The organism is Brachybacterium hainanense, assembly GCF_042434575.1.
GTDB classification, from domain to species: Bacteria; Actinomycetota; Actinomycetes; order Actinomycetales; family Dermabacteraceae; genus Brachybacterium; species Brachybacterium hainanense.
Map to the genome: position 1 here is coordinate 1 of NZ_JBHLSV010000039.1, position 19,405 is coordinate 19,405.

General features: G+C 72.9%; 16 protein-coding genes. 7 read left to right on the forward strand and 9 right to left on the reverse strand.

Going from position 1 to position 19,405, the window contains the following annotated elements; translation table 11 throughout:
• The first annotated feature begins 215 nt into the window (after nucleotides 1–215).
• The gene (locus ACFFF6_RS19165) at nucleotides 216–1,943 is read left to right on the forward strand and encodes an HNH endonuclease signature motif containing protein (protein ID WP_376983120.1); all 1,728 of its coding nucleotides are present in this window, start codon (nucleotides 216–218) and stop codon (nucleotides 1,941–1,943) included.
• 51 nt (nucleotides 1,944–1,994) lie between these two features.
• Here the strand turns inward: ACFFF6_RS19165 and ACFFF6_RS19170 are convergent, their stop codons facing one another.
• Nucleotides 1,995–3,230, reverse strand: a complete 1,236-nt coding sequence (locus ACFFF6_RS19170; protein WP_376983121.1) for an MFS transporter — start codon at nucleotides 3,228–3,230, stop codon at nucleotides 1,995–1,997.
• Between the two features lie 143 nt (nucleotides 3,231–3,373).
• On the opposite strand from ACFFF6_RS19170, the gene ACFFF6_RS19175 reads away from it, so the two are divergent.
• Nucleotides 3,374–4,603, forward strand: a complete 1,230-nt coding sequence (locus ACFFF6_RS19175; RefSeq protein ID WP_376983122.1) for an ROK family protein — start codon at nucleotides 3,374–3,376, stop codon at nucleotides 4,601–4,603.
• Here the strand turns inward: ACFFF6_RS19175 and ACFFF6_RS19180 are convergent.
• From ACFFF6_RS19180 to ACFFF6_RS19190, 3 genes are all read right to left on the reverse strand, one after another.
• Nucleotides 4,572–5,810, reverse strand: a complete 1,239-nt coding sequence (locus ACFFF6_RS19180) for an MFS transporter (protein ID WP_376983123.1) — start codon at nucleotides 5,808–5,810, stop codon at nucleotides 4,572–4,574. The genes ACFFF6_RS19175 and ACFFF6_RS19180 overlap by 32 nt on opposite strands.
• 91 nt (nucleotides 5,811–5,901) lie before the next feature.
• Nucleotides 5,902–6,828: a dihydrodipicolinate synthase family protein gene (locus ACFFF6_RS19185; RefSeq protein ID WP_376983124.1), complete on the reverse strand. Its 927-nt coding sequence runs from the start codon at nucleotides 6,826–6,828 to the stop codon at nucleotides 5,902–5,904.
• A complete protein-coding gene (locus ACFFF6_RS19190; RefSeq protein ID WP_376983125.1) occupies nucleotides 6,821–7,927 on the reverse strand; it encodes a serine hydrolase domain-containing protein in 1,107 nt (368 codons plus the stop codon). Before ACFFF6_RS19190 ends, ACFFF6_RS19185 begins: the two co-directional genes overlap by 8 nt.
• A gap of 81 nt (nucleotides 7,928–8,008) precedes the next feature.
• Here ACFFF6_RS19190 and ACFFF6_RS19195 point away from each other — a divergent pair, with 81 nt between their 5' ends.
• Nucleotides 8,009–8,884 carry a helix-turn-helix domain-containing protein gene (locus ACFFF6_RS19195; RefSeq protein WP_376983126.1) on the forward strand — a complete coding sequence of 292 codons (876 nt, stop codon included), beginning with the start codon at nucleotides 8,009–8,011 and terminating at the stop codon, nucleotides 8,882–8,884.
• Nucleotides 8,885–8,887: 3 nt separating this feature from the next.
• On the opposite strand, the gene ACFFF6_RS19200 is transcribed toward ACFFF6_RS19195, so the two are convergent.
• The 3 genes from ACFFF6_RS19200 to ACFFF6_RS19210 all read right to left on the reverse strand — a co-directional run bounded on the left by ACFFF6_RS19200 (nucleotide 8,888) and on the right by ACFFF6_RS19210 (nucleotide 11,739).
• Entirely contained in the window at nucleotides 8,888–9,571 is a 684-nt protein-coding gene (locus ACFFF6_RS19200; RefSeq protein ID WP_376983127.1) for a DNA alkylation repair protein, read from the reverse strand.
• Between the two features lie 299 nt (nucleotides 9,572–9,870).
• Complete coding sequence (locus ACFFF6_RS19205; RefSeq protein WP_376983128.1) at nucleotides 9,871–11,028, reverse strand: calcium:cation antiporter; 1,158 nt, start codon at nucleotides 11,026–11,028, stop codon at nucleotides 9,871–9,873.
• Between the two features lie 114 nt (nucleotides 11,029–11,142).
• Nucleotides 11,143–11,739: a TetR/AcrR family transcriptional regulator gene (locus tag ACFFF6_RS19210; RefSeq protein WP_376983129.1), complete on the reverse strand. Its 597-nt coding sequence runs from the start codon at nucleotides 11,737–11,739 to the stop codon at nucleotides 11,143–11,145.
• A 73-nt stretch (nucleotides 11,740–11,812) separates the two neighbouring features.
• On the opposite strand from ACFFF6_RS19210, the gene ACFFF6_RS19215 reads away from it, so the two are divergent.
• Genes ACFFF6_RS19215 through ACFFF6_RS19225 form a run of 3 tightly spaced genes read left to right on the forward strand, consistent with a single transcriptional unit; the run spans nucleotide 11,813 to nucleotide 13,782 of the window.
• On the forward strand, nucleotides 11,813–12,358 hold the full coding sequence (locus tag ACFFF6_RS19215; protein ID WP_376983130.1) for a hypothetical protein: 546 nt from the start codon (nucleotides 11,813–11,815) through the stop codon (nucleotides 12,356–12,358).
• A 49-nt stretch (nucleotides 12,359–12,407) separates the two neighbouring features.
• Nucleotides 12,408–13,265 carry a maleylpyruvate isomerase N-terminal domain-containing protein gene (locus ACFFF6_RS19220; RefSeq protein WP_376983131.1) on the forward strand — a complete coding sequence of 286 codons (858 nt, stop codon included), beginning with the start codon at nucleotides 12,408–12,410 and terminating at the stop codon, nucleotides 13,263–13,265.
• A gap of 13 nt (nucleotides 13,266–13,278) precedes the next feature.
• Nucleotides 13,279–13,782 carry a P-loop nucleotide/nucleoside kinase family protein gene (locus ACFFF6_RS19225; protein ID WP_376983132.1) on the forward strand — a complete coding sequence of 168 codons (504 nt, stop codon included), beginning with the start codon at nucleotides 13,279–13,281 and terminating at the stop codon, nucleotides 13,780–13,782.
• On the opposite strand, the gene ACFFF6_RS19230 is transcribed toward ACFFF6_RS19225, so the two are convergent.
• Nucleotides 13,777–16,161: an ATP-binding cassette domain-containing protein gene (locus tag ACFFF6_RS19230; protein WP_376983133.1), complete on the reverse strand. Its 2,385-nt coding sequence runs from the start codon at nucleotides 16,159–16,161 to the stop codon at nucleotides 13,777–13,779. The genes ACFFF6_RS19225 and ACFFF6_RS19230 overlap by 6 nt on opposite strands.
• Before the next feature lie 131 nt (nucleotides 16,162–16,292).
• On the opposite strand from ACFFF6_RS19230, the gene ACFFF6_RS19235 reads away from it, so the two are divergent.
• A complete protein-coding gene (locus tag ACFFF6_RS19235; protein WP_376983134.1) occupies nucleotides 16,293–17,723 on the forward strand; it encodes a mycothione reductase in 1,431 nt (476 codons plus the stop codon).
• A gap of 27 nt (nucleotides 17,724–17,750) precedes the next feature.
• Here ACFFF6_RS19235 and ACFFF6_RS19240 read toward each other — a convergent pair.
• The coding region (locus ACFFF6_RS19240) for an LCP family protein (protein WP_376983135.1) at nucleotides 17,751–19,405 on the reverse strand (1,655 nt) is incomplete at its 5' end.

The window sequence follows — 19,405 nt, forward strand, 5'->3', positions numbered from 1 at the left end:
AGAATCCCGCTATGCCCGCCGGGCCCAGCGATTCCGGGGCACCGGGTGGTTCCGGAATACCAGGCGGGCCGGGTGATGCCGGGGCAGGGAGGCTGCCGGCTCGGGTGCCGGGGCGGTTGCGGCGGGGCGTGATGCGGGGCCGCTCGACGCGGGAGGTCGCGGCGCGGGTTGCGGGTCTGGTCGGGGACGGGCCGCGGTCCCGGGTGGTAGATGAGGTGCGGGACCTGGTCGCGGCCCGTGGGCCGGCGGCGGCGCAGCTGCTGGAGACTCTCGCCCTGCTGCGTGTCGGGCCCGAGGGCGACGAGACACCCGGCCCGGAGATGGACGTGGAGGCTCTCGCGGCCGCGACCGCGCTTCGGGTCAGCATCACCCAGGCCGAGTACGCGGTCCGTGATGCCGATAACGCCGTCACGGACCTGCCCGCGCTGCTGGAGGCGCTGCGGGACGGCATCCTGCCCGAGGCATGGATGACCCTGGTCCTGAAGAAGTCCCGGCACCTGACCCGCGTCTCCCGGAGAGTCCTCGACCAGATCATCCCGGACTGGGACCTGGCCCGCATGTCCCCGGAGACGTTCCGGACCCATCTGATGGCCCTGGTGCGCTGGCTCGAAGACCAGGAGTCCCGTGACGAGGATGAGGCGGCACCGGTGGAACGCTCGGTATCCCTGGTCCCGTTGCCGAAGGGGCTGGCGTGTCTGCAGGTCGTGGGTCCCGCCCCGGAGCTCGCGCAGGCCGCGCGGCGTCTGGACGTGACCGCTCGCGCGATCCGCGATGCGCAGCGGGCCGCTCTGCGGGAGGGCACCGAGATCCCCTACGACATCGATGGCACGGTCGCGGCGGCGGGTGCACCGTTGCGGCTGTCTGTGCTGCGGTACCTGCTGGCGACCCGGGCGCCCCTGGACCCCGGCGGCGTGGTCGTGCCGGAGGACCGGTTCCGGGTCACCGTCACGGTGCCGGCGTTGACGCTGTTGGGCGAGACGGACGCACCCGGGGTCCTGGATGGGCACGTGCCCGTGCCCGCGGACCTGGCCCGGATCCTCGCCGGTGGGGAGGAGACGTGGTATCGAGTGCTGACCGATCCGGGCAACGGAGCGTTCCTGCCCCTGCCCGCCACCACATACCGGCCAACAGCACGGATGCTGGAGCATCTGCGGCTGCGGGGACCACGATGCGCGGTCCCGTCCTGCCACCGACTCGTGACCGATGCCGCGGAGTGCGATCACATCCAGGAGTATCTGACGGGTGGGGTCACGGCGGTGGAGAACCTGCACCTGCTGTGCCGTCACCACCACCAGCAGAAGACCGCGGGACTGCTGGACCCCGTCCGCCTCCACGAGGCTGGCACCACACCCGGCGGACAGCGGGTGCCCGGAGCGACGCGATGGCGGATCGGGACCGAGGCCGATCCCCTGGGGTATGCGACCATCCATGATGATGTCGACCTCGTCGGCACCCTCGCCCTGAAAGCCCTGGACGTGCACTACCTCGAACACTCCGCGAGCCTGTGCGACCGCTCCTGCCTCCAGCCCCGACATACCCGCGCCCCGGGAATCGGAAAACCACCCGGGACGCAGAACCCCTCGGGCCACGGTGGTGGCGATCCGCCCGGGAGCATCAGTACGCCACGGGAAAAGAGCCCCGGTGACATGATCCGTTGCGCTCGCGGCGACGATGCCGGAAACGACGATGCCGGGACTGATGGTGCCCGCAGCAGCAGTGCCGCGGAGGGGATCGAGAACCCTCAGTCCCCGCCCGAGACGACGCGGTCCTTCATCTCCGGTCCGAGCCTGGCCGAACGCCACGACCAGGAGATCGCCCACGCCCTCACCCCCGACCTGGACGCAGCCCCTGGGGCCACGGCACCAGCCCGGCGGCACCGGTCCTCCGGCCCGGGCAGGACCCCGGACGAGCCCTTCACCTCCTACGGCGACCCACCCTTCTGAACCGCCACAGGGCGGGGCCGAGGGCCCGACCCGTCTCGCCGGCGCGTCCGTTCAGGCGACGACCGAGGCAGGAGCCTGCTCCTCGACGGGATCCTCCGGGGCGGGGCGGACGGCGAAGGCATGGGGGCGCACGGCGATGAGGACGGCGCCTGCCAGCACGACTCCCGCGGCTCCGAGCGCGAGCGCCGTCATCCCGGAGCTCTCCAGCAGCAGGGCCCCCGCGAAGGATCCGCCCGCGATCCCGATGTTGCTGGTCGTGTTGACCCAGGCACCGGCGATCTCCGGTGCCAGGGCGCCGGTGCGCACGGCCGCGCTCTGGAACAGCGTCGGCGCCGGGGCATAGAACAGGTTCCACACCACCCCCAGCGCGAGGACCGCCGCGAGCGAGCCATGGGCGAGTCCGAGCAGGGCTATCGCCGCCCCGACCACCGAGAACAGCACCAGAGCCGTCGCATGCGGCCGGCGGTCCAGGAGCGGCGCCGCCGCCATGATGCCGAGGAGCCCCACGGCGCCCAGCACCAGCTGGATCACCGAGATCGAGGACTCCGCCGCGCCCGCCCGCAGGAGCAGGACCGCCAGGAACGTGTAGAGCATGAACTGGCCGAAGAAGACCAGCATGTTCGCTGCGACCACGGCGACGAGCGCGGGGCGCGCCGCCGCCTGGGAACGTGCCGGAGCGGCGGGCGCGGCATCGACGCGCGGAAGCCTCAGCAGCACCACCACGAGGGCGAGACCGGATGCGATCGCGAGCGCGGCCGAAGCATGCCGCCAGCTGAGCGCGCTGCCGATCGCCGTCGCCGCCGGGGCACCCAGCACCAGCCCCGCGGAGATCCCCGCGGAGACGATCGCCATCGCCCGCGCGGTCCGCTCCGGCGGCACGAGCCGTGCCGAGTATCCGATGCACACCGAGAAGAACACCGCATGCGTCACGCCGCCGAGGGCGCGGGCGAGCGCGAGCGTCGCGAAGCCGGGGGCGAGGGCGGAGAGCAGCCCCGCGACGAGGTATCCGAGCATCGTCACCGCCAGGATGCTCCGGCCGTCGATGCGGTGCAGCGCCGTCGTCAGGGGGACCGCCAGCAGCACCACCAGCGCTGCGTACAGGCTCACGAGCATGCCCGCGCGGCTCTCGCCGACGCCGAGGTCCGCGCCGATCGCGGGGAGCAGGCCGATCGGCATCACCTCGGTCGACACGGCGATGAAGCAGCACAGGGCCAGCACCAGGAGCCCCTGCAGCTCCTCGGCCCGTCTCGACCGGGCGGAGGGGCGGCGGGGAGCGGGAGCGGTCACGCGGCCATCCTCCACGAAGCAGGGAGGCGCCCCGCGGCACGGGGGAGGACCGCGGGGCGCACGATTTAACTCGGACTCCGAGCATATTGCCGGCTCGCGGTAGGGTCAAGGGCCCGATGGAGCACGAGGGAAGGACCTGGATCATGGCGAGCCCCAGGCGGCACGGCGCGCAGCGTACCGGCGAGAGCGCGGCGTCGACCCGGAAAGGGGAGGCGGGACGCTGGGCATCGGCCGCGGAGCTGCTGCGCCTGGTGCGGATCGAGCCACGGCTCAGCCGCCGTGACGCCGGGCGCCGGCTGGGACTGTCCACCGGGACGATGAGCGATCTCATGGAGAGGATGCGGCGCTCCCGGCTGCTCGACGAGGTGCCGGGTGCGGCGGAGGGCCGCGGCAGGCCGAGCCCCCTCCTGACCGCGCATGCCGAGGGCCCGCTCGTCGCCGTCGTGCATCTGCGCGGGCACAGCTGGCGGATCGGGATCGGCGACGTCGAAGGCGTCTCCCGCCCTGCCGGCCGCGGGGACGTCGCCGGCCGCGGACCCGAGGAGGAGCTCCCGCGGATCGCCCGGGCCCTCGGGGCCGTGCGCGCCGAGCACGAGGGCCGGGTGAAGGCCGTATCGGTCGTCGCCGCCGGCGTCGTGGAGGGCGACCGGCTGGCCTGGCTCGCCCACAGCGGCTGGCGCGACGCGGACCTGAGCCTGCTCGTGGGCGGCACATCGCAGGGCGCTCCTCCCCTCCTGCTCGCCGAGAACGACGCGACCCTCGCCGGGCTCGCGGAGGCGCGGCTCGGCGCGGCCCGCGCCGTCCGCTGCTCGCTGCACCTCATGCTCGCCGAAGGCGTCGGTGGGGCGCTGCTCGTGGACGGGGAGGCGATCCGCGGCGCCCGCAGCAGCGGGGGCGAGTTCGGGCACATGCCCTTCGGCGATCGGAGCCGGCGCTGCGACTGCGGGGCCCGCGGCTGCTGGAACGTGGATCTGGACGGGAGGACCTTCGCCCGCTGGGCCGGGGAGCCCGAGCCCGCCCAGGGCGCGGAGCACCTGGAGGAGGTCCTCGTCGCGGCAGCCGCCGGGGCCCCGGTCGGACCGGGGCGGCGGGCCGCGATCGACCGCCTGGCCGCGGTCTTCGGCGCCGGAGCCGCCGGGATCGTCAACGCCCACGACCCGGAGCTCGTGAGCCTCGGCGGGCTCGCCCCGCTGCTCCACCAGCTCGCCCCGGACGCGCTCGAGGACGCCTACCGCGACGGGCTCATGCGCTACCGCCGCGATGCGCCGCCCCCGCTGGTCGATGCGCGCTTCGGCATCGAAGGGGCCGCGATCGGCGCGCTGCATCACGGCCTGGACGCGATCACGACCCCCGAGGTCCTCGCACAGCCGTGACGGGGGCGCCCGCCGGGGAGGGCTCACGTGCCAGCAGCAGGGTGACCAGGGCCGCGAGCGCGGCGAGGACCCCGTAGCCCAGAGCGATCACCGGGAGCTCGAGGCCGCGGGAGAGCTGCCCCGACACGAGGCTGGGAAGCATCGCGCCGATGTAGCACAGCAGGTAGATCGCCGCCATGGTGGGGGCGCGCTCCGCCGCGCTCGCGCCGGCCATGATCCCGCGGATCGCCGCGCTGACCGCCATGCCCTGCGCGGCCCCCGCGACCGCGCTCGCGACCAGGAAGCCGCCCAGGGTCCCCGACAGCAGCGCGAGGACGACCCCGCCGACGGCGAGCGCGAAGACCGTCATCCCCAGGCGCTGCGCCGCGGCCGGGCGCAGGAGCCCTCCCAACGGGGCGCCGAGCACGCTCGGCAGCATGTACGAGGAGAACACCAGACCGACCACGAGCGCGTTCGAGGTGCCCAGCTGCCCGTCGACGATCGCGGGGACGAAGGCCTGGTAGAACGCCCCCATCGACCACGTCGCCAGGAAGATCAGGGCGGCGACCGGGAGCAGCGGGCGCGCCCGGGCAGGCACGCTCGCCCGCGGTCTCAGCGAGGCGAGGGCTCCGGTCGTCCGCGGCGTCGTCTCCGGGGCGCGCAGCACCAGCAGCACGCAGACCGCCAGGGCGGCGATCGCGACCGCGTACACGGTGATCGTCGGTGCCGGTCCGTGCTCGACGATCGCTCCCGAGCCGAGGGCGCCGAGGGTCAGGCCCAGCATCGGCGCCTGCGAGGTGACGACGGTCGCGAGCCACGGCGGCCGGGCCGGGGCGGCGTCGACCACGAAGGCCATCACTGCGCTCGAGGCGATCCCGCAGCCCAGACCCATCAGGAACCGCCCGACGGCCAGGGGCGGAGCCGAGTCGACGAAGCACAGCACGATCGCGCCTGCGAGGAGCAGGAGCAGCGAGGCGAGCGCCATCGGCCGCCGACCCACATGCGTGGAGAGCCTGCCCAGCACGAGCAGCGCCAGGATGGTCCCCGCGAAGTAGGTGACGACGGCGACGGCGAGGTCGGCGTTGGTCAACCCCTCCTGGGAGCGGTAGCCGTTGTACAGGGGGATCGGCGAGGACGACGCTGCGAACGCGACGACCAGGCACGCGGAGGCGGCGAGGAAGGCGCGGGGCGTGCCCGTGCCGCGATCGGATCCGACGAGGGTGCTCAACCCGGGGCCTCCTGGGGACGATGCGAGGTGCCCGCGCGGGACGGGCGGGCATCTCAGTGTGCGCGTCGCCGCGCGGTCGGACCAGGTACCGTCAGTGACCCTCTGGCCGGGGGAGCAGCCGGCATTCCCGCAGGGCCTCCGCGACCGCTGCGAGATCCGCCCCGGCGAGGCCGCGCACGGGACGGGGAAGTGAGCCTGCCGGCACGATCCCCAGCAGCTCTCCGACCGCCTGGCTCAGGCGCAGGCTCCCGTGCACCGCGAGCAGCCGCCAGAGCGGCGCGAGACGCCGGGAGGCGTCGAGCGCCTCCTCGGGGCGGCCCTCGCGCGCACGCGTCACGATGTCGGTGCATACGGCAGGCAGGATCCCTCCGATCGCGGAGAACCACAGGTCGCAGCCGCTGACCAGGCCCAGCGCGCCGACGGCGTCCCCGGAGATGCCGATGCGGACCCGGGATCCGACGGCCGCGCGGACCTCGGCGATCCGCGCTCTCGCAGCCGCCGCGTCGGCCCCACCGGTCGTGAACGGCGGGATCTTGACCGCGGCGACATGCGGCAGCTCCGCGAGTCGTCCGTACAGATCGGTCGACAGCTGCACGTGCGTGGTCGCCGGGTTGTCGTACACGACCAGCGGCACGGACAGCTGCGCGCACACGTCCGCGAAGAGGCCCTGCACCTCGTCCGGGGAGAGCGCCTGATACGTGACGGGGGCCAGGAGCACGGCCGCGGCGCCCGCGGCCTGGGCGTCCTCGGCGTGGGCGAGCACCTGATCCGTGCCGATCGCGCCGATGCCCGCGATCACCGGGACTCCCGCCGCCTCCCGCACCGCCGTCCGTACCGCCCGGGCGCGGACGGAGCGGTCGAGATACATGTACGAGCCGGTCGATCCCAGCACACCGATGCTGTCGGTCCCCGCGGCGACGATGCCGTGGATGATGCGGGCGAAGGAGCTCTCGTCGAAGCGGCCGGCGGGCACGGGGGTCAGGGGGAATGCGCTGAGCCCCTGGAGCAGCTCAGGCATCGACGGCGTCCTGCAGCTCCCCGATCATGGTGAACACCGGTTCGTCCATCTCGACCTGCGCCAGGACGATCGTGATGCTCCCGTCGGGGTCGACGAAGAAGTCCGTGCCCAGGCCGCCGGACCAGCCGAACCGCCCGGTATGCGGGCCCTGCGTGAGGACGCAGACCCCGAAGCCCCAGCCGGTCCCGTCCCAGAACCCGGGGAAGAAGCTGTCCTCGCCCTTGATCCGGGTCGGCACCTGATCGCTGCGCAGCGCGGCGAGATGCTCCGCCCCCAGCAGCTCCCCGTCCACGAGGGCGCGTAGGAAGCGGTGGTAGTCGGCGAGGGTCGAGACCAGCTCGGCGTGGCTGAGGTCGTAGGGCGCCGGGGCGACATGGAAACCGCCCGGCCCGGGCTCCGCCACCTCGAACCCGTCCGGGGTCCGGCGCAGCGCCGGCAGCAGCCGGTGCGCCTGATCGGGCGGCACCGAGAACCCCGTGTCGACCATGCCTGCGGGATCCAGCACGGTGCGGCGCAGCACGTCGATCGTCGGCTGCCCGCCCACCCGTCCCAGGAGGATCCCGAGCAGCCCGAAGGAGTGGTGGTACCGCCAGGCCGTTCCCGGCTCGAAGGCCAGCGGCAGCGCCGCGACCGCTGCCAGCCACTCCGTCGCGCCCTGGGAGACGGGATCGGGGCCGGCGGCGACGCCCGCCTCCTCCATGGCGCGGGACAGCGGGGACTCGGCGGTCATGACGCCGATCCCGGAGGTGCAGGTCAGCAGGTGGCGCAGCGTGATCGAGGTGCGGGCAGGGGCCGCCGCGGACAGCGGCGCGTCGGGCCGGGGGAGGACCTGCATCGCGGCGAGCTCCGGCAGGAAGCGCGCGACCGGCTCGTCGAGGCCGATCCCTCCCTCCTCGACCAGACGCAGCGCGGCAACGGTCGCGACGAGCTTCGTCATCGACTGGATGCGGACGATCGCGTCCGGCCGCAGCGGACGGCCCTGCGGGGTCTCGCGGCCGATCGCGAACGGGTCGAGCTCGCGGCCGCTGCTCGCGATCACGCCGGGCACGGTGCCCTCGCGCACGTGCCGGGACAGGAGCTCATGGAGCGTCGTCGGCATGGGGGACCCCTTCCGAGGGTGCGGCATCGGCTCAGCCCAGGGTAGACCCCGGACCGGGACGGGCGGGGATACGATCCGGGCATGTCCGCCGCACCCGACACCGACAGCATCCGCGGGTTCCTCACGTCCCGGCGGGCCCGCCTCGGCCCGCGCGAGGTCGGCCTCGTCGCCTCCCGCACGCCCCGGCGCGTGCCCGGCCTGCGTCGCGAGGAGGTCGCGATGCTCGCGGGGGTCAGCGTCGAGTACTACACGCGGATCGAGCGGGGCAGCCTGCAGGGGGTCTCCGATGCGGTGCTCGAGGCGATCGCGAGAGCGCTGCAGCTGGACGCCGACGAGCGGGGCTACCTCTTCGACCTCGCCGACGCCGTCAACGCCCCGGGCCGCGTCGTCCCGGCCCCGCAGGCCGCGGTGCTGCGGCCCTCGGTCCGCGGCGTGCTCGCCGCGATCACCGAGGCGCCCGCCTTCGTGCGCGACCATCGGCGGGACGTCCTGGCCGCGAACCCGCTGGGGCGGGCCCTGTACGCGCAGATGTACGACGGTCCGGCTCTCGGCGCCGACGGCACGTCCGTCAACACGGCCCGGTTCATCTTCCTCGACCCGCGGGCGCGGCGGTTCTACGCCGGCTGGGACAGCGCCGCCCACAACACGGTCGCGATCCTGCGCGCTGCGACGGGGGAGCATCCCCGCGACGCCGCGCTCACCGCGCTGATCGAGGATCTGTCGCAGCGCAGCGCACTGTTCCGCGAGCTGTGGTCCCGCCATGACGTGCGCCACCACTACCAGGGGCGGAAGCACTACCACCACCCGGTCGTGGGAGAGATCGAGCTGCAGTACGAGACGATGGCGCTCGCCCCCGACGACGGCCTGTCCCTCGCCGTGTATCCGGCCCTGCCGGGGTCCGCGGGGCAGGAGGCGCTGCGCCGCCTCGCGCAGCTCGTCCCGGCGGGCGCGGCCTGAGCCTCAGACCCCTTCGCGGCGACGCACGATCTCCGCGATCCAGATCGGCGCGAAGGGCGACGTGCAGTTCGGCGGGGTCGGATAGTCCTTCAGCACCCCGAGCTCCTCGCCGATCGCGATCGCCCGCGGCCGGAGGTCGGGATGCTCGATGCCGATGGTCGCGAGGCACTCGTTCATCGCCCACTGCAGGCGCTGCGGCGCCGTCGCCATCATGGCCTCGATCACATCCAGCAGGGCGGGCAGGTCCAGGCGCTCCGGGGACTTCCGCACGGCCTCGCTGGTCAGAGCCCAGCCGGCGCTCGCGATCACCGGGTCGGGATCGGCGAACCAGGTCTCGCGCAGCTCCTGCGCGTGAGGACCCTTCTTCACGACGTAGCTGACCAGCCATTCGTGCACCTTGGGCGAGCCCGCCTCGCGGAGCATCGCATCGAGCTCCGGGGCGCTCAGCAGCTTCGGGCGCAGCAGCAGGATCCCGAGCAGCTGCGCGGCGCTGTCCCCGGTCGACCACAGCTCCATGCCGAGCTCCGGCCGGACCTTCACCCGCTTCGCGATCGCCCGCAGCTTCGTGAGGTTCACGGCGTGGTCGTCGCCGTGGCGCTCGTTGACCGCGAGGATCCGCGGATCGGCGAGGGCGGCGAGCTCGGCCATGAGCTCGGCGGCCTCGGCGGAGAGGTCGGAGGTCATCATGTCTCCTCGGATCGGGGCCTGCCAGGACACGGCGGGCCGTGACCGGCCCGCCGTGCTCCCGATGCGTGCGCCCGGCGATGCGGGCGTTCTCGATCCGGAGGCGAGGCCTGAGCACGCCCGCCCGGCGAGCATCCGCCGGTCGAATCCCTTGGCCTCGTCCCGGACCGGGGTCCAGGTGACGGCCTCCCCGGCCGCAGAGCCGCGGAGGCGCGTCCGCCATCCTATCGGCCGAGGAAGGGTCCGGATGCGCGCTGCAGGAGTCCCGCGGGCATCGGAAGGATCACGTCGTCCCGGCCGGCTCATGCGGTGAGCAGGGTCAGCGCGAACACGCCGAAGAGCGCGAGATGCGCGGCGCCGTGCATGGCGCCCAACCTGCGGCCTGCGAGGCCGATGCCCGAGAGCATCACGGTGGCGCCCAGCAGCAGCAGATCGATCGGGGTCTCGCCGAGCACGACGTCCTGGCCGGTGACCATCCCGATGACCAGGACGACCGGGATGGTCAGGCCGACCGTCGACACGAGCGCGCCGTGACACAGGTTCAGCACCCGCTGCAGCTCTCCGCCCAGGGCGGCGCGCACCGCCGTGATCGACTCCGGAAGGAACACGATCATGGCGATGACCAGCCCAGCGAGGGCCGTCGGCGCCCCCAGGCGGGCGAGGCCGTCGTCGAGGAGGTCGGCCATGTCGTGGGAGAGCAGGACGATGGGCAGCACCGTCGCGACGAGCAGCGCGAAGCGCCCGAGGATCTCGCGGCGGTGCGCGGCGAGGACGGCGCCGATGCTCGCGGGGGGCTCCTCCTGCGCCGGTGCCTCGGGATCGGCGGAGGGGCCGTCGACCTCGCGGAAGTCCGCCGCCTGCCGCCCCATCTGCCGGGCGAGGAAGAAGGCATACAGACCGATGGTGAGGACCACCACCACGACGGCCTGTCCGGTCCCGAGCGTTCCGGCGCCGCTCAGCAGCGCGGGCACCGCGAGCCCCAGGGAGCCGAGCACGGTGATCATCGCGAGGTAGGCGGAGGCTCCCGTCGGGTGCGGGGCGAGATCTCCGTGGCGCATCCCTCCCAGCAGCAGGCACAGGCCCACCACCAGGTTCATGATGATCATCGAGACGGCCATGACCGAGTCCCGCGCGATCGTGGCGTGCTCGCCGGGTCCCAGCATGACGGCGGCGATCAGCACCACCTCGATGAGCACGATGGAGAGGGTCAGGACGAGGGAGCCGTACGGGTCGCCGAGGCGGTGGGCGAGATGCTCCGCCTCGTGGACGACGCCGAAGGCGCACAGCAGGATCACCGCGACGATCGCGGCGAGCAGGGCCGCGAGAGCGGGGCCGGGCAGCGGGGCGGCGAGCAGCGGCGCGGCGAGCCCGAGGCCCGCCACGGCGCCCCAGCCGAGCGCGAGGCGGACGAGGGCAGCACGGGTGAGGAGGGAGCGCAACGGGACGGAGGAGGCGGGCATGACCGGAGGGTCCTGTTCCGCAGGGCCGTCCCTGCACGTCGTGCCCGGCCGGGTCGTCCCGGCCGCTGCGCCCAGGCGGCGCCGCCTCAGGATACCGGTGCCGCGCGAACGGTCCTAGTCCTGGTGAGCGGTGTCGCCGAGGGGCATGACCGCGAGGGCGGACGCGGCGGCCGCGTCCTCGAGCCAGTCGGGGATGTCCCCGCCGATGAACGGGCGGACCAGCCCGTAGGGTCCCAGCCGGGTGCCGACCTGGAAGATCTGGCGCCGACGCGGGCTGCTCCGCCCGAAGCGGCGCACGATCAGGTCCTCCGCCCCGCCGTCGATCGCGTCGTTGACGTGCAGCGCCTCCTCGCGCACCGAGGCGGGACCTGTGGTCACGAGGGCGCTCTGGCGGAACAGGAGCATCGCGCCGGCGTCGAGGGGGTGCGTGCGGCAGAACGCGACGACGTGGCGGGAGGCCGCGGCGATCGCGGCATCGGTCCCCGGGAGCGCATACGCCTCCAGCAGGCCCTCGTGGAAGCGGCCGACGGCGCGCAGCCACAGGCGCGCGAGCAGCTCCTCGCGGGAGGCGAAGCGATGGTAGATCGATCCGCTCGGGCCGTCGATGGTCCGGGCGATCTGCGCGATGGTGACGGCGGGCCCGGAGCGCGCGAGCGCGCGGGCTGCGCCGTCGAGGATGTCGTCGTCGGTGAAGCGTGCGGGTCTTGCCATGTCCACAGATCCTAGCTAGTTTCGGAGCATGCATTTTAGATGGATTGATCTAGTTGCTGTCGGCCGGACCGGCGTGCGCCCCCAGCCCTGGGCGCGCATGCTCACCCTCCTCGCCGTCCTCGCCCCGGTCCCCTCGATCATCTGGCGCCTGCTCATGCTCGCGGGCGCGGACCTGGGCTTCGCGGAGGCCCAGCTCTTCCGCACGGATCCCCGCGGCGTCTCCTACGTCCTCGCGCTGTGCGTGATCGAGGCGGCCGTCTGCCTCGCCTGCTGGGGGCTCATCCGCCCCTGGGGCGAGCGGCTGCCCCGCTGGCTGCCGGGCCTCGGCGGGAGGGTGATCCCGCGCCTCCTTCCCACCGCCGTGGGCCTGGCGGGGACCCTTGCCCTGGTGATGATCCTCGCGCCGCTGCTCTGGTCCTTCGGGGGCGCCTGGCTCGGCATCACCGAGGCCTGGACCCCGACCGACGGGATGACGCCTGCCCAGAGCCTGCTCCTGGGGGTCATGTACGCGCCGTTCTTCCTCTGGCCCGTGCCGGTGGCCGGCGCGGTGGTCGGCTATTGGCGTCGCCGCGAACCGCTGTCGAGGACGCCCGGATCCGACGTCCCCGCAGAGGGCTGAGGTCCGGAAATGTGTTGTGGGCCACCCGCCCCGGTGCCACCATCGTGGCATGGAACCCACGACCGTGATCCGCCAGGAGGCGCAGCGCCTCGCCCACGTCCTCGCCGCCACCGATCCCGCCGCCCCCGTTCCCACCTGTCCCGCGTGGACCGCCGGCGACCTCCTCTGGCACCTCACCGAGGTCCATGAGTTCTGGTCGAGGATCCTCGCCACCGGCGCCCTCACCGATGAGGACGCCGAGGCGCTCGAGGGCGCGGGCGCGCCCCGCCCCGCGGATCTCCCCGAGCTGCTGCGCCGCCGCGAGGCCGCGACCGCGCAGCTCGTCGAGCAGCTCGAGCGCCGCGCCGATGCGGAGCCCGCCTGGTCCTGGGATCGCACCGCGCAGGACGTCGGCTTCACCCGTCGCATGCAGACCCATGAGGCGACCATGCACCGGGTCGACGCGGAGCTCGCCGCGCAGCGTCCCGTCACCGACCCGACCCCGCAGATCGCCGCCGCCGGCATCGCCCACGGGATCGATGTCATGTGGGGCGTCGAGCATCGCTGGGCCTCCGGCCAGCGGGCCGTGACTCCCGTGGCCCTCGTGGTCCTGCGTCGTCCCGACGGGACCGAGGACCATCTCGAGCTCAGCCGGCTCGAGGCCCGTCCGGGCGGCGAGGAGCCCGACGAGTACGCCGGTCACATCACCGCCAGGCGCGCCCCGGCCCAGGACCTGCGGGGCACGAGTGCGCTGAGCGAGCTGCCGCGCGCCGTCGTCGACGGCTCGGCCCCGGCCCTGTACCTGTGGTGCTGGGGCCGCTCGCCCGCGCTCGAGGCGCTCGCCAGCGGGCGGCAGGAGGTGCGGATCAGCGGGGACGCGGAGGCGCGCGAGGCCCTCGAGAAGCTGCTCGCCCAGGGCCTCAGCTGAGAGGAGGGGGCCGATGGGCCGACGGAACCATCTGATCGACGGCCTCTCCGGGACCGGGAAGACCACGGTCGCCGAGGCCCTGCAGCGACGCGGCCACCATGTGATCCACGGGGACCGCGACCTGGCACAGCGTCTCGACCCCGGCACCGGCGCTTCGACCGCGACGGGAGACTTCGCGGCCCCGCTGTGGGACGAGGACGCCGTCCGCGAGATCGTCGCCGACGCCTCCCGACCGGTGACCTTCTTCTGCGGCGGCTCTCGCAATCATGCACGGCTGCGTCATCTGTTCGACGAGGTGCTCGTGCTCGAGGTGGACCTCGCCGCGCTCGACCGGCGCCTGGATGCCCGCCGCGACGAGGACTGGGGCGGTGACGGGCCGCCGCCGCGCGAGCTCATCCACCGCTGGCACCGCACCGGCGAGACCCTTCCGCCGGGGGTGCGGATCGACGCGGGACGCCCCGTGGACGAGGTGATCCGCGAGATCCTGCTCCGGACAGGCACCAGCAGGCTCTCATGAGCCCACGTATTCGGCGAGATGCTCGCCGGTGAGCCCGGCCCGCTGCGCCACGAGCTGTGCCGGAGTGCCCTCGAAGACGACCCGCCCGCCGTCCTGGCCGGCCCCGGGGCCCAGATCGATGATCCAGTCGGCATGGGCCATGACGGCCTGGTGATGCTCGATCACGATCACCGAACGACCGCCGTCGACGAGCCGGTCCAGCAGGCCCAGCAGCTGCTCGACATCGGCCAGATGCAGTCCCGTGGTCGGCTCGTCCAGCACCAGCACCCCGCCCTTCTCGTTCATCCGGGTCGCGAGCTTGATGCGCTGGCGCTCCCCGCCCGAGAGCGTGTTCAGCGGCTGTCCCAGCTTCAGGTAGCCGAGGCCCACATCCTGCAGATGCCCCAGCATGCGGCGCACCGCCGGGATCCTCGCCTCGCCCTCGCCGAAGATCGGCAGCGCGGCGGCCACCGACAGGTCCAGGACCTCGGCGATGTTCAGCCCGCCCAGGCGGTACTCGAGGACGTCCGCCGTGAAGCGCAGTCCGCCGCAGTCCTCGCAGGGCGTCTCCACGGTCTCCATGAAGCCGAGCTCGGTGAAGATCCGGCCGTTGCCCTTACAGGTGGGGCAGGCGCCCGTCGAGTTGGCGCTGAAGAGCCCGGGGGAGACGTCGTTCTTCTTCGCGAAGGCCTTCCGGATCGGCTCGAGGATGCCGGTGTAGGTCGCGGGGTTGGAGCGCCGCGAGCCGGTGATCCCGCCCTGGTCCACGACCACGACGCCCTCGCGCCCGGCGAGGTGGCCGTGGATGAGCGAGCTCTTCCCGGAGCCCGCGACCCCCGTGACGACCGTCAGCACCCCGGCGGGGATGTCGACGTCCACGTCCCGCAGGTTGTTCTGGTTCGCGCCCCGGATCTCGATCGCCCCGGCGGCGGGGCGGACCTCCTCCTTGATGCGGACGCGGTCCTCGAGATGGTTCCCGGTGAGGGTCCCGCTGGTGCGAAGCCCCGCGTAGTCGCCTTCGTAGCAGATGCTCCCGCCCTCGCTCCCGGCGCGCGGCCCCAGATCGACGACATGATCGGCGATCCGGATCGTCTCCGGCTTGTGCTCGACCACGAGCACGGTGTTCCCCTTGTCCCGCAGCTCCATCAGGAGACCGTTCATCCGCTGGATGTCATGGGGATGCAGGCCGATCGTCGGCTCGTCGAAGACGTAGGTGACGTCGGTGAGCGCGCTGCCCAGATGACGGATCATCTTGGTGCGCTGCGACTCGCCGCCCGAGAGCGTGCCCGAGGGCCGCTCGAGCGAGAGGTAGCCCAGTCCGATCTCCACGAACTTGTCGAACAGATGCAGCAGGCTGCGCACGAGCGGCGCGACCGAGGGATCCTCGATCCCACGGGCCCATGCGGCCGCATCCGTGATCTGCATCCGGCACACGTCCGCGATGCTCGCCCCGCGGATGAGGCTCGAGCGGGCCGCCTCGGTCAGGCGCGTGCCCTCGCAGGCCGGGCAGGGGGCGAACACCGCTGCGGCCTCGACGAAGCGGCGCACGTGAGGCTGCAGGGAGGCGGGGTCCTTCGAGAACATCGACTCGCGCAGCTTCGGGATCAGACCCTGGTAGGTCATGTTCATCCCCAGCGCCTTGATCTTGCCCTTCTCCCGGTGCAGGAAGTCGTGGCGCTCGGCCTCGGTGTAGTCGCGGATCGGCTTGTCGCCGTCGAGCATGCCGCTCTCGGAGAAGCCGCGGACCATCCAGCCGTCCGCCTTGTAGCCGGGCACCAGGATCGCGCCCTCGTTCAACGACCTCGACTCGTCGAGGATCACGGAGAGATCGAGGTCGGAGACGGTTCCGCGGCCCTCGCACTCGGGGCACATGCCGCCCAGGTAGACCTGCTGCTTCACCTTCTTCTTCTCGACCTCCCCGCCGGCGCGCTGCGTGCTCATGACGCCGGTCGCGACCGAGGTGGGCACGTTGAAGGCGAAGGCGGTGGGCGGGCCGACGTACGGCTCGCCGGCCCGGCTGAACAGGTGGCGCAGGATCGCGTTCGCATCGGTGACGGTGCCCACGGTCGAGCGGACGTTCGCCCCCAGGCGCTCCTGGTCCACGAGGATCGCGGTCGTGATCCCCTCGAGGCGATCCACGTCGGGCCGGGGGAGGGAGGGCATGAAGCCCTGCACGAAGGTCGAGTAGGTCTCGTCGATCAGGCGTCGCGACTCCGCCGCGATGGTCCCGAACACGAGGGAGCTCTTCCCGGATCCGGAGACGCCGGTGAACACGGTCAGGCGACGCTTCGGGATCTGGACGCTCACCTCCCGCAGGTTGTTCTCCCGGGCGCCCTCCACGCGGATCACGTCATGGGCATCGGCGGGGCTCGGTCGGGACTCGGTCGGGACGGCGGTCATCGGTCCTCCTGCGCGGCGTTCGGATCCGGCCCTGGGGGCGGACCGGCGGTCACCATCATGACGGGTCCGCGGCCGCGGATGTGACCGCACGCGCGAACCCGCGGCGCACGGCCGCGACTAGCCTGGTGCGCGTGACCCACTACGACATCGCCCTGATCGGCTCCGGATCCGCCAACTCGCTGCCCGGGGAGGACCTCTCCGGCTCCCGCATCGTCCAGATCGACCGCGGGGTCGGTCCCGACCACCTGTTCGGCGGGACCTGCCTGAACCTCGGCTGCATCCCCACGAAGATGTTCGTCCACACCGCGAACCTCGCCCGCACCCCGGCGATCTCCGGGCGGTTCGGCGTCGACGAGTCCCTCCGGCGGGTCCGCTGGCGCGAGATCCGCGATCGCATCTTCGGGCGCATCGACCCGATCAGCGCGGGAGGGGAGAGCTACCGTGCCGGGCACGAGGACAACGAGAACCTCACCCTCCTGCGGGGCACCGCCCGCTTCACCGGTCCGCGCCAGGGCGGCGTGCATCACCTGCGGGTCGACGTCGCAGGCGGAGGCACGGAGGAGATCACGGCCACCACGGTCGTCCTCGGGGCGGGATCCCGTCCCTCCCTGCCGCCGGTCGAGGGCCTCGCGGAGGTGCGACCCCTCACCTCCGACACGATCATGCGGATCGAGGAGCTGCCCGCCTCGATCATGATCCTCGGCTCCGGGGTGATCGCCGCCGAGTTCGCGCACATCCTCGACGCCCTCGGCGTCGAGGTCACGATCATCGCGCGCGGGGACCGGCTGCTGCGCGGCGCCGACGCCGACGTCTCCCGACGCCTGACCGAGGTGCTCTCGGACCGGCTGCGGGTCGTGACCGGCTTCTCCGCCGTGAGCGCGGCCCGGGACGCCGAGGGCGTCAGCCTGCGAGGCCGGATCGGCGGGGAGGAGACCACGATCCGTGCCCAGGAGCTGCTGGTCGCCGCCGGCCGCCGGCCGAACTCGGACCTGCTGGACGCAGCGGTCGCCGGCATCGACCTCGCCGAGGACGGACGCGTCGAGGTCGACGCCCACCAGCGCGTCCTCGCCGACGGCGAGATCCTGCCCGGGGCCTGGGCCCTCGGCGACCTCTCGAGCCCCCACCAGCTCAAGCATGTCGCCAACCATGAGCTGAAGATCCTCCGCCACAACCTGCTCCACCCCGAGCAGCTGCGGCGCTCGGACACGATGCCGATCGCCTACGGCGTGTTCTCGAGCCCGCAGGTCGCGGCCGTCGGCATGACCGAGCAGGAGGCGCGGGAACGAGGAGGGGCCGTGAGGGTCGCGATCCAGGAGTACTCCTCGATCGCCTACGGCTGGGCGATGGAGGACACGACGTCCTTCGCGAAGATCATCGTCGACGCGGACACCGAGGAGTTCCTGGGCGCTCACATCATCGGCCCCGAGGCCACCAGCCTGATCCAGCTGATCACCCAGGCGATGAGCACGGGCCAGCGCCCCCGCGACATCGCGGCGACCCAGTACTGGATCCACCCGGCGATGCCGGAGCTGATCGAGAACGCGCTGCTGCAGCTGGTCTGAGGACCGGGACGGGGCGGGAGCGCCGGCTCAGCCGGCGCTCTCCTCGTCGTAGCCGGGCATGCACGACTTCAGCGGGTCCTTCTCGACGACCGGCGCCTCCGTCGCGGTCGCGGACTCCTCCGGGGTCGTCGCCTCCGTGCTCGGGGACTGCGAGGGCTCCTCGGACGGGGCCTCCGAGGAGGGGGTCTCGGACGGCGTCTGCTCGGGCGCCGAGGTGGTCCCGCCGCCCGGGGCGGGCGTGGCCGAGGGGTCCTCGCCGCGCACGGACTCGGGATCGGCCTGCTCCATGGACTGGTCGATCGAGGCCTGCACCCATTCCTTGATGTACGGGAAGTCCGGGTCCCCGGGATTGGTCACGTCGGTGGTGATCGGGTAGGACGTGAAGCCCGCATCCTTGATGCGCAGCCCCAGCTCGGCGAAGGCGCCGATCTGCGTCGAGGGGATGTTCGTCTCGATGTTCCGCTCCGTGGCCGAGACCAGACCCGGCACGGAGAGCGCGAGGGTCGCCGGATCCGCCTCCTCCGTCACGACGCGCACGATCCGCTGCTGGCGGCACATGCGGTTGAAGTCGTCCGACCCCTCGCGCGAGCGGGCGTACCAGAGGGCGTGATAGCCGTCGAGCTGCTGCCACCCGGGCTCGATCCAGCCCGTCACGGGATACTTCCCACCAGTGGACTGGTTGGTGCCGCCGCCGATCGGGATCCGCCGCTCGACCTCCATCTCGACGCCGCCGATCGCATCGACCAGGTCCTCGAAGCCCTGAAGGTTCACCATCGCGTAGTAGTCGACCTCGAGGCCGAGGGTCTCCTCGACCGCCCACGTCGTCGCCGTCAGACCGGGGTTCGCGTCGCCGGGGAACAGGTCGGGGCGATCCTCCGCCCAGGTCCACACGGCGTTGATGAGGTTCTGGTTGCGGCCGAAGTAGTCGAAGCCGTCCGGGAACTCCTCCGCTGCGGTGGTGCCCTCCGGGAAGCGCACGTACTGCAGGTTCCGGGGGATCGAGAACAGCGCGGTGCGGCCGGTCGCGGCATCGATCGAGGCGACCATGATCGTGTCCGGCCGGGTGCCGGTGCGGTCCGCCCCGGCGTCCTGGCCCAGGAGCATGATGTTCACGCGGCCGGCGCCGGCCCAGGGGTCGGGCTGGTCCAGCTTCGGATCGACCTCGCCGCCCCACACGGTCTGGTTGCCCATCAGCCCCTGTGCGGCCCACAGCGACTGCACCCCGCGGCCGAAGGGGAGCGCCACCGCGACGACCATGAGCGCGGCCAGGCCCAGCGAGATCGCGCGCTTGGTGCCGATGAGCCCGTGCTTCATGTTCTGGACGAGGTTCGTCAGGACGATCTGGAGCATCCACACGATGCCCACCACGAGCGTGAGGACGAGGCACAGCACGAGGAACCCTCGGCTCGTGGCGAGCGACAGCAGGGTCCGCGTCGTGTCGGTGACCCCCAGCCAGATCGACACGCCCAGGAGCGCGAGCACGAGGACGCTCAGCAGCGCCGCTCCCAGCCAGCGCAGTCGGGTCGGGACCAGGCCCGTCCCGGGCAGGAGCGTCGAGGCGAGGGTCCACAGCGCCGCGGGCCGCAGGCGGCCCTCGTCGATCGCGGGGGCGGCGTCCTGCTGCCCGGCGGCCGGAGGGCGCGGAGGCTCGGCGGCCGCGGCGACCTGCGCGGGCCCTGCTG

Coding starts and splice junctions, on each gene's coding strand:
- ACFFF6_RS19190 (WP_376983125.1), bottom strand. CDS start 7,927: ATGCCGACGACGCTCCATGAGCTCCTGTCCCGGCACGTGCGCGAGGGC.
- ACFFF6_RS19195 (WP_376983126.1), top strand. CDS start 8,009: ATGTCCGCCGCACCCGACACCGACAGCATCCGCGGGTTCCTCACGTCC.
- ACFFF6_RS19175 (WP_376983122.1), top strand. CDS start 3,374: ATGGCGAGCCCCAGGCGGCACGGCGCGCAGCGTACCGGCGAGAGCGCG.
- ACFFF6_RS19210 (WP_376983129.1), bottom strand. CDS start 11,739: ATGGCAAGACCCGCACGCTTCACCGACGACGACATCCTCGACGGCGCA.
- ACFFF6_RS19230 (WP_376983133.1), bottom strand. CDS start 16,161: ATGACCGCCGTCCCGACCGAGTCCCGACCGAGCCCCGCCGATGCCCAT.
- ACFFF6_RS19200 (WP_376983127.1), bottom strand. CDS start 9,571: ATGATGACCTCCGACCTCTCCGCCGAGGCCGCCGAGCTCATGGCCGAG.
- ACFFF6_RS19205 (WP_376983128.1), bottom strand. CDS start 11,028: ATGCCCGCCTCCTCCGTCCCGTTGCGCTCCCTCCTCACCCGTGCTGCC.
- ACFFF6_RS19185 (WP_376983124.1), bottom strand. CDS start 6,828: ATGCCTGAGCTGCTCCAGGGGCTCAGCGCATTCCCCCTGACCCCCGTG.
- ACFFF6_RS19220 (WP_376983131.1), top strand. CDS start 12,408: ATGGAACCCACGACCGTGATCCGCCAGGAGGCGCAGCGCCTCGCCCAC.
- ACFFF6_RS19225 (WP_376983132.1), top strand. CDS start 13,279: ATGGGCCGACGGAACCATCTGATCGACGGCCTCTCCGGGACCGGGAAG.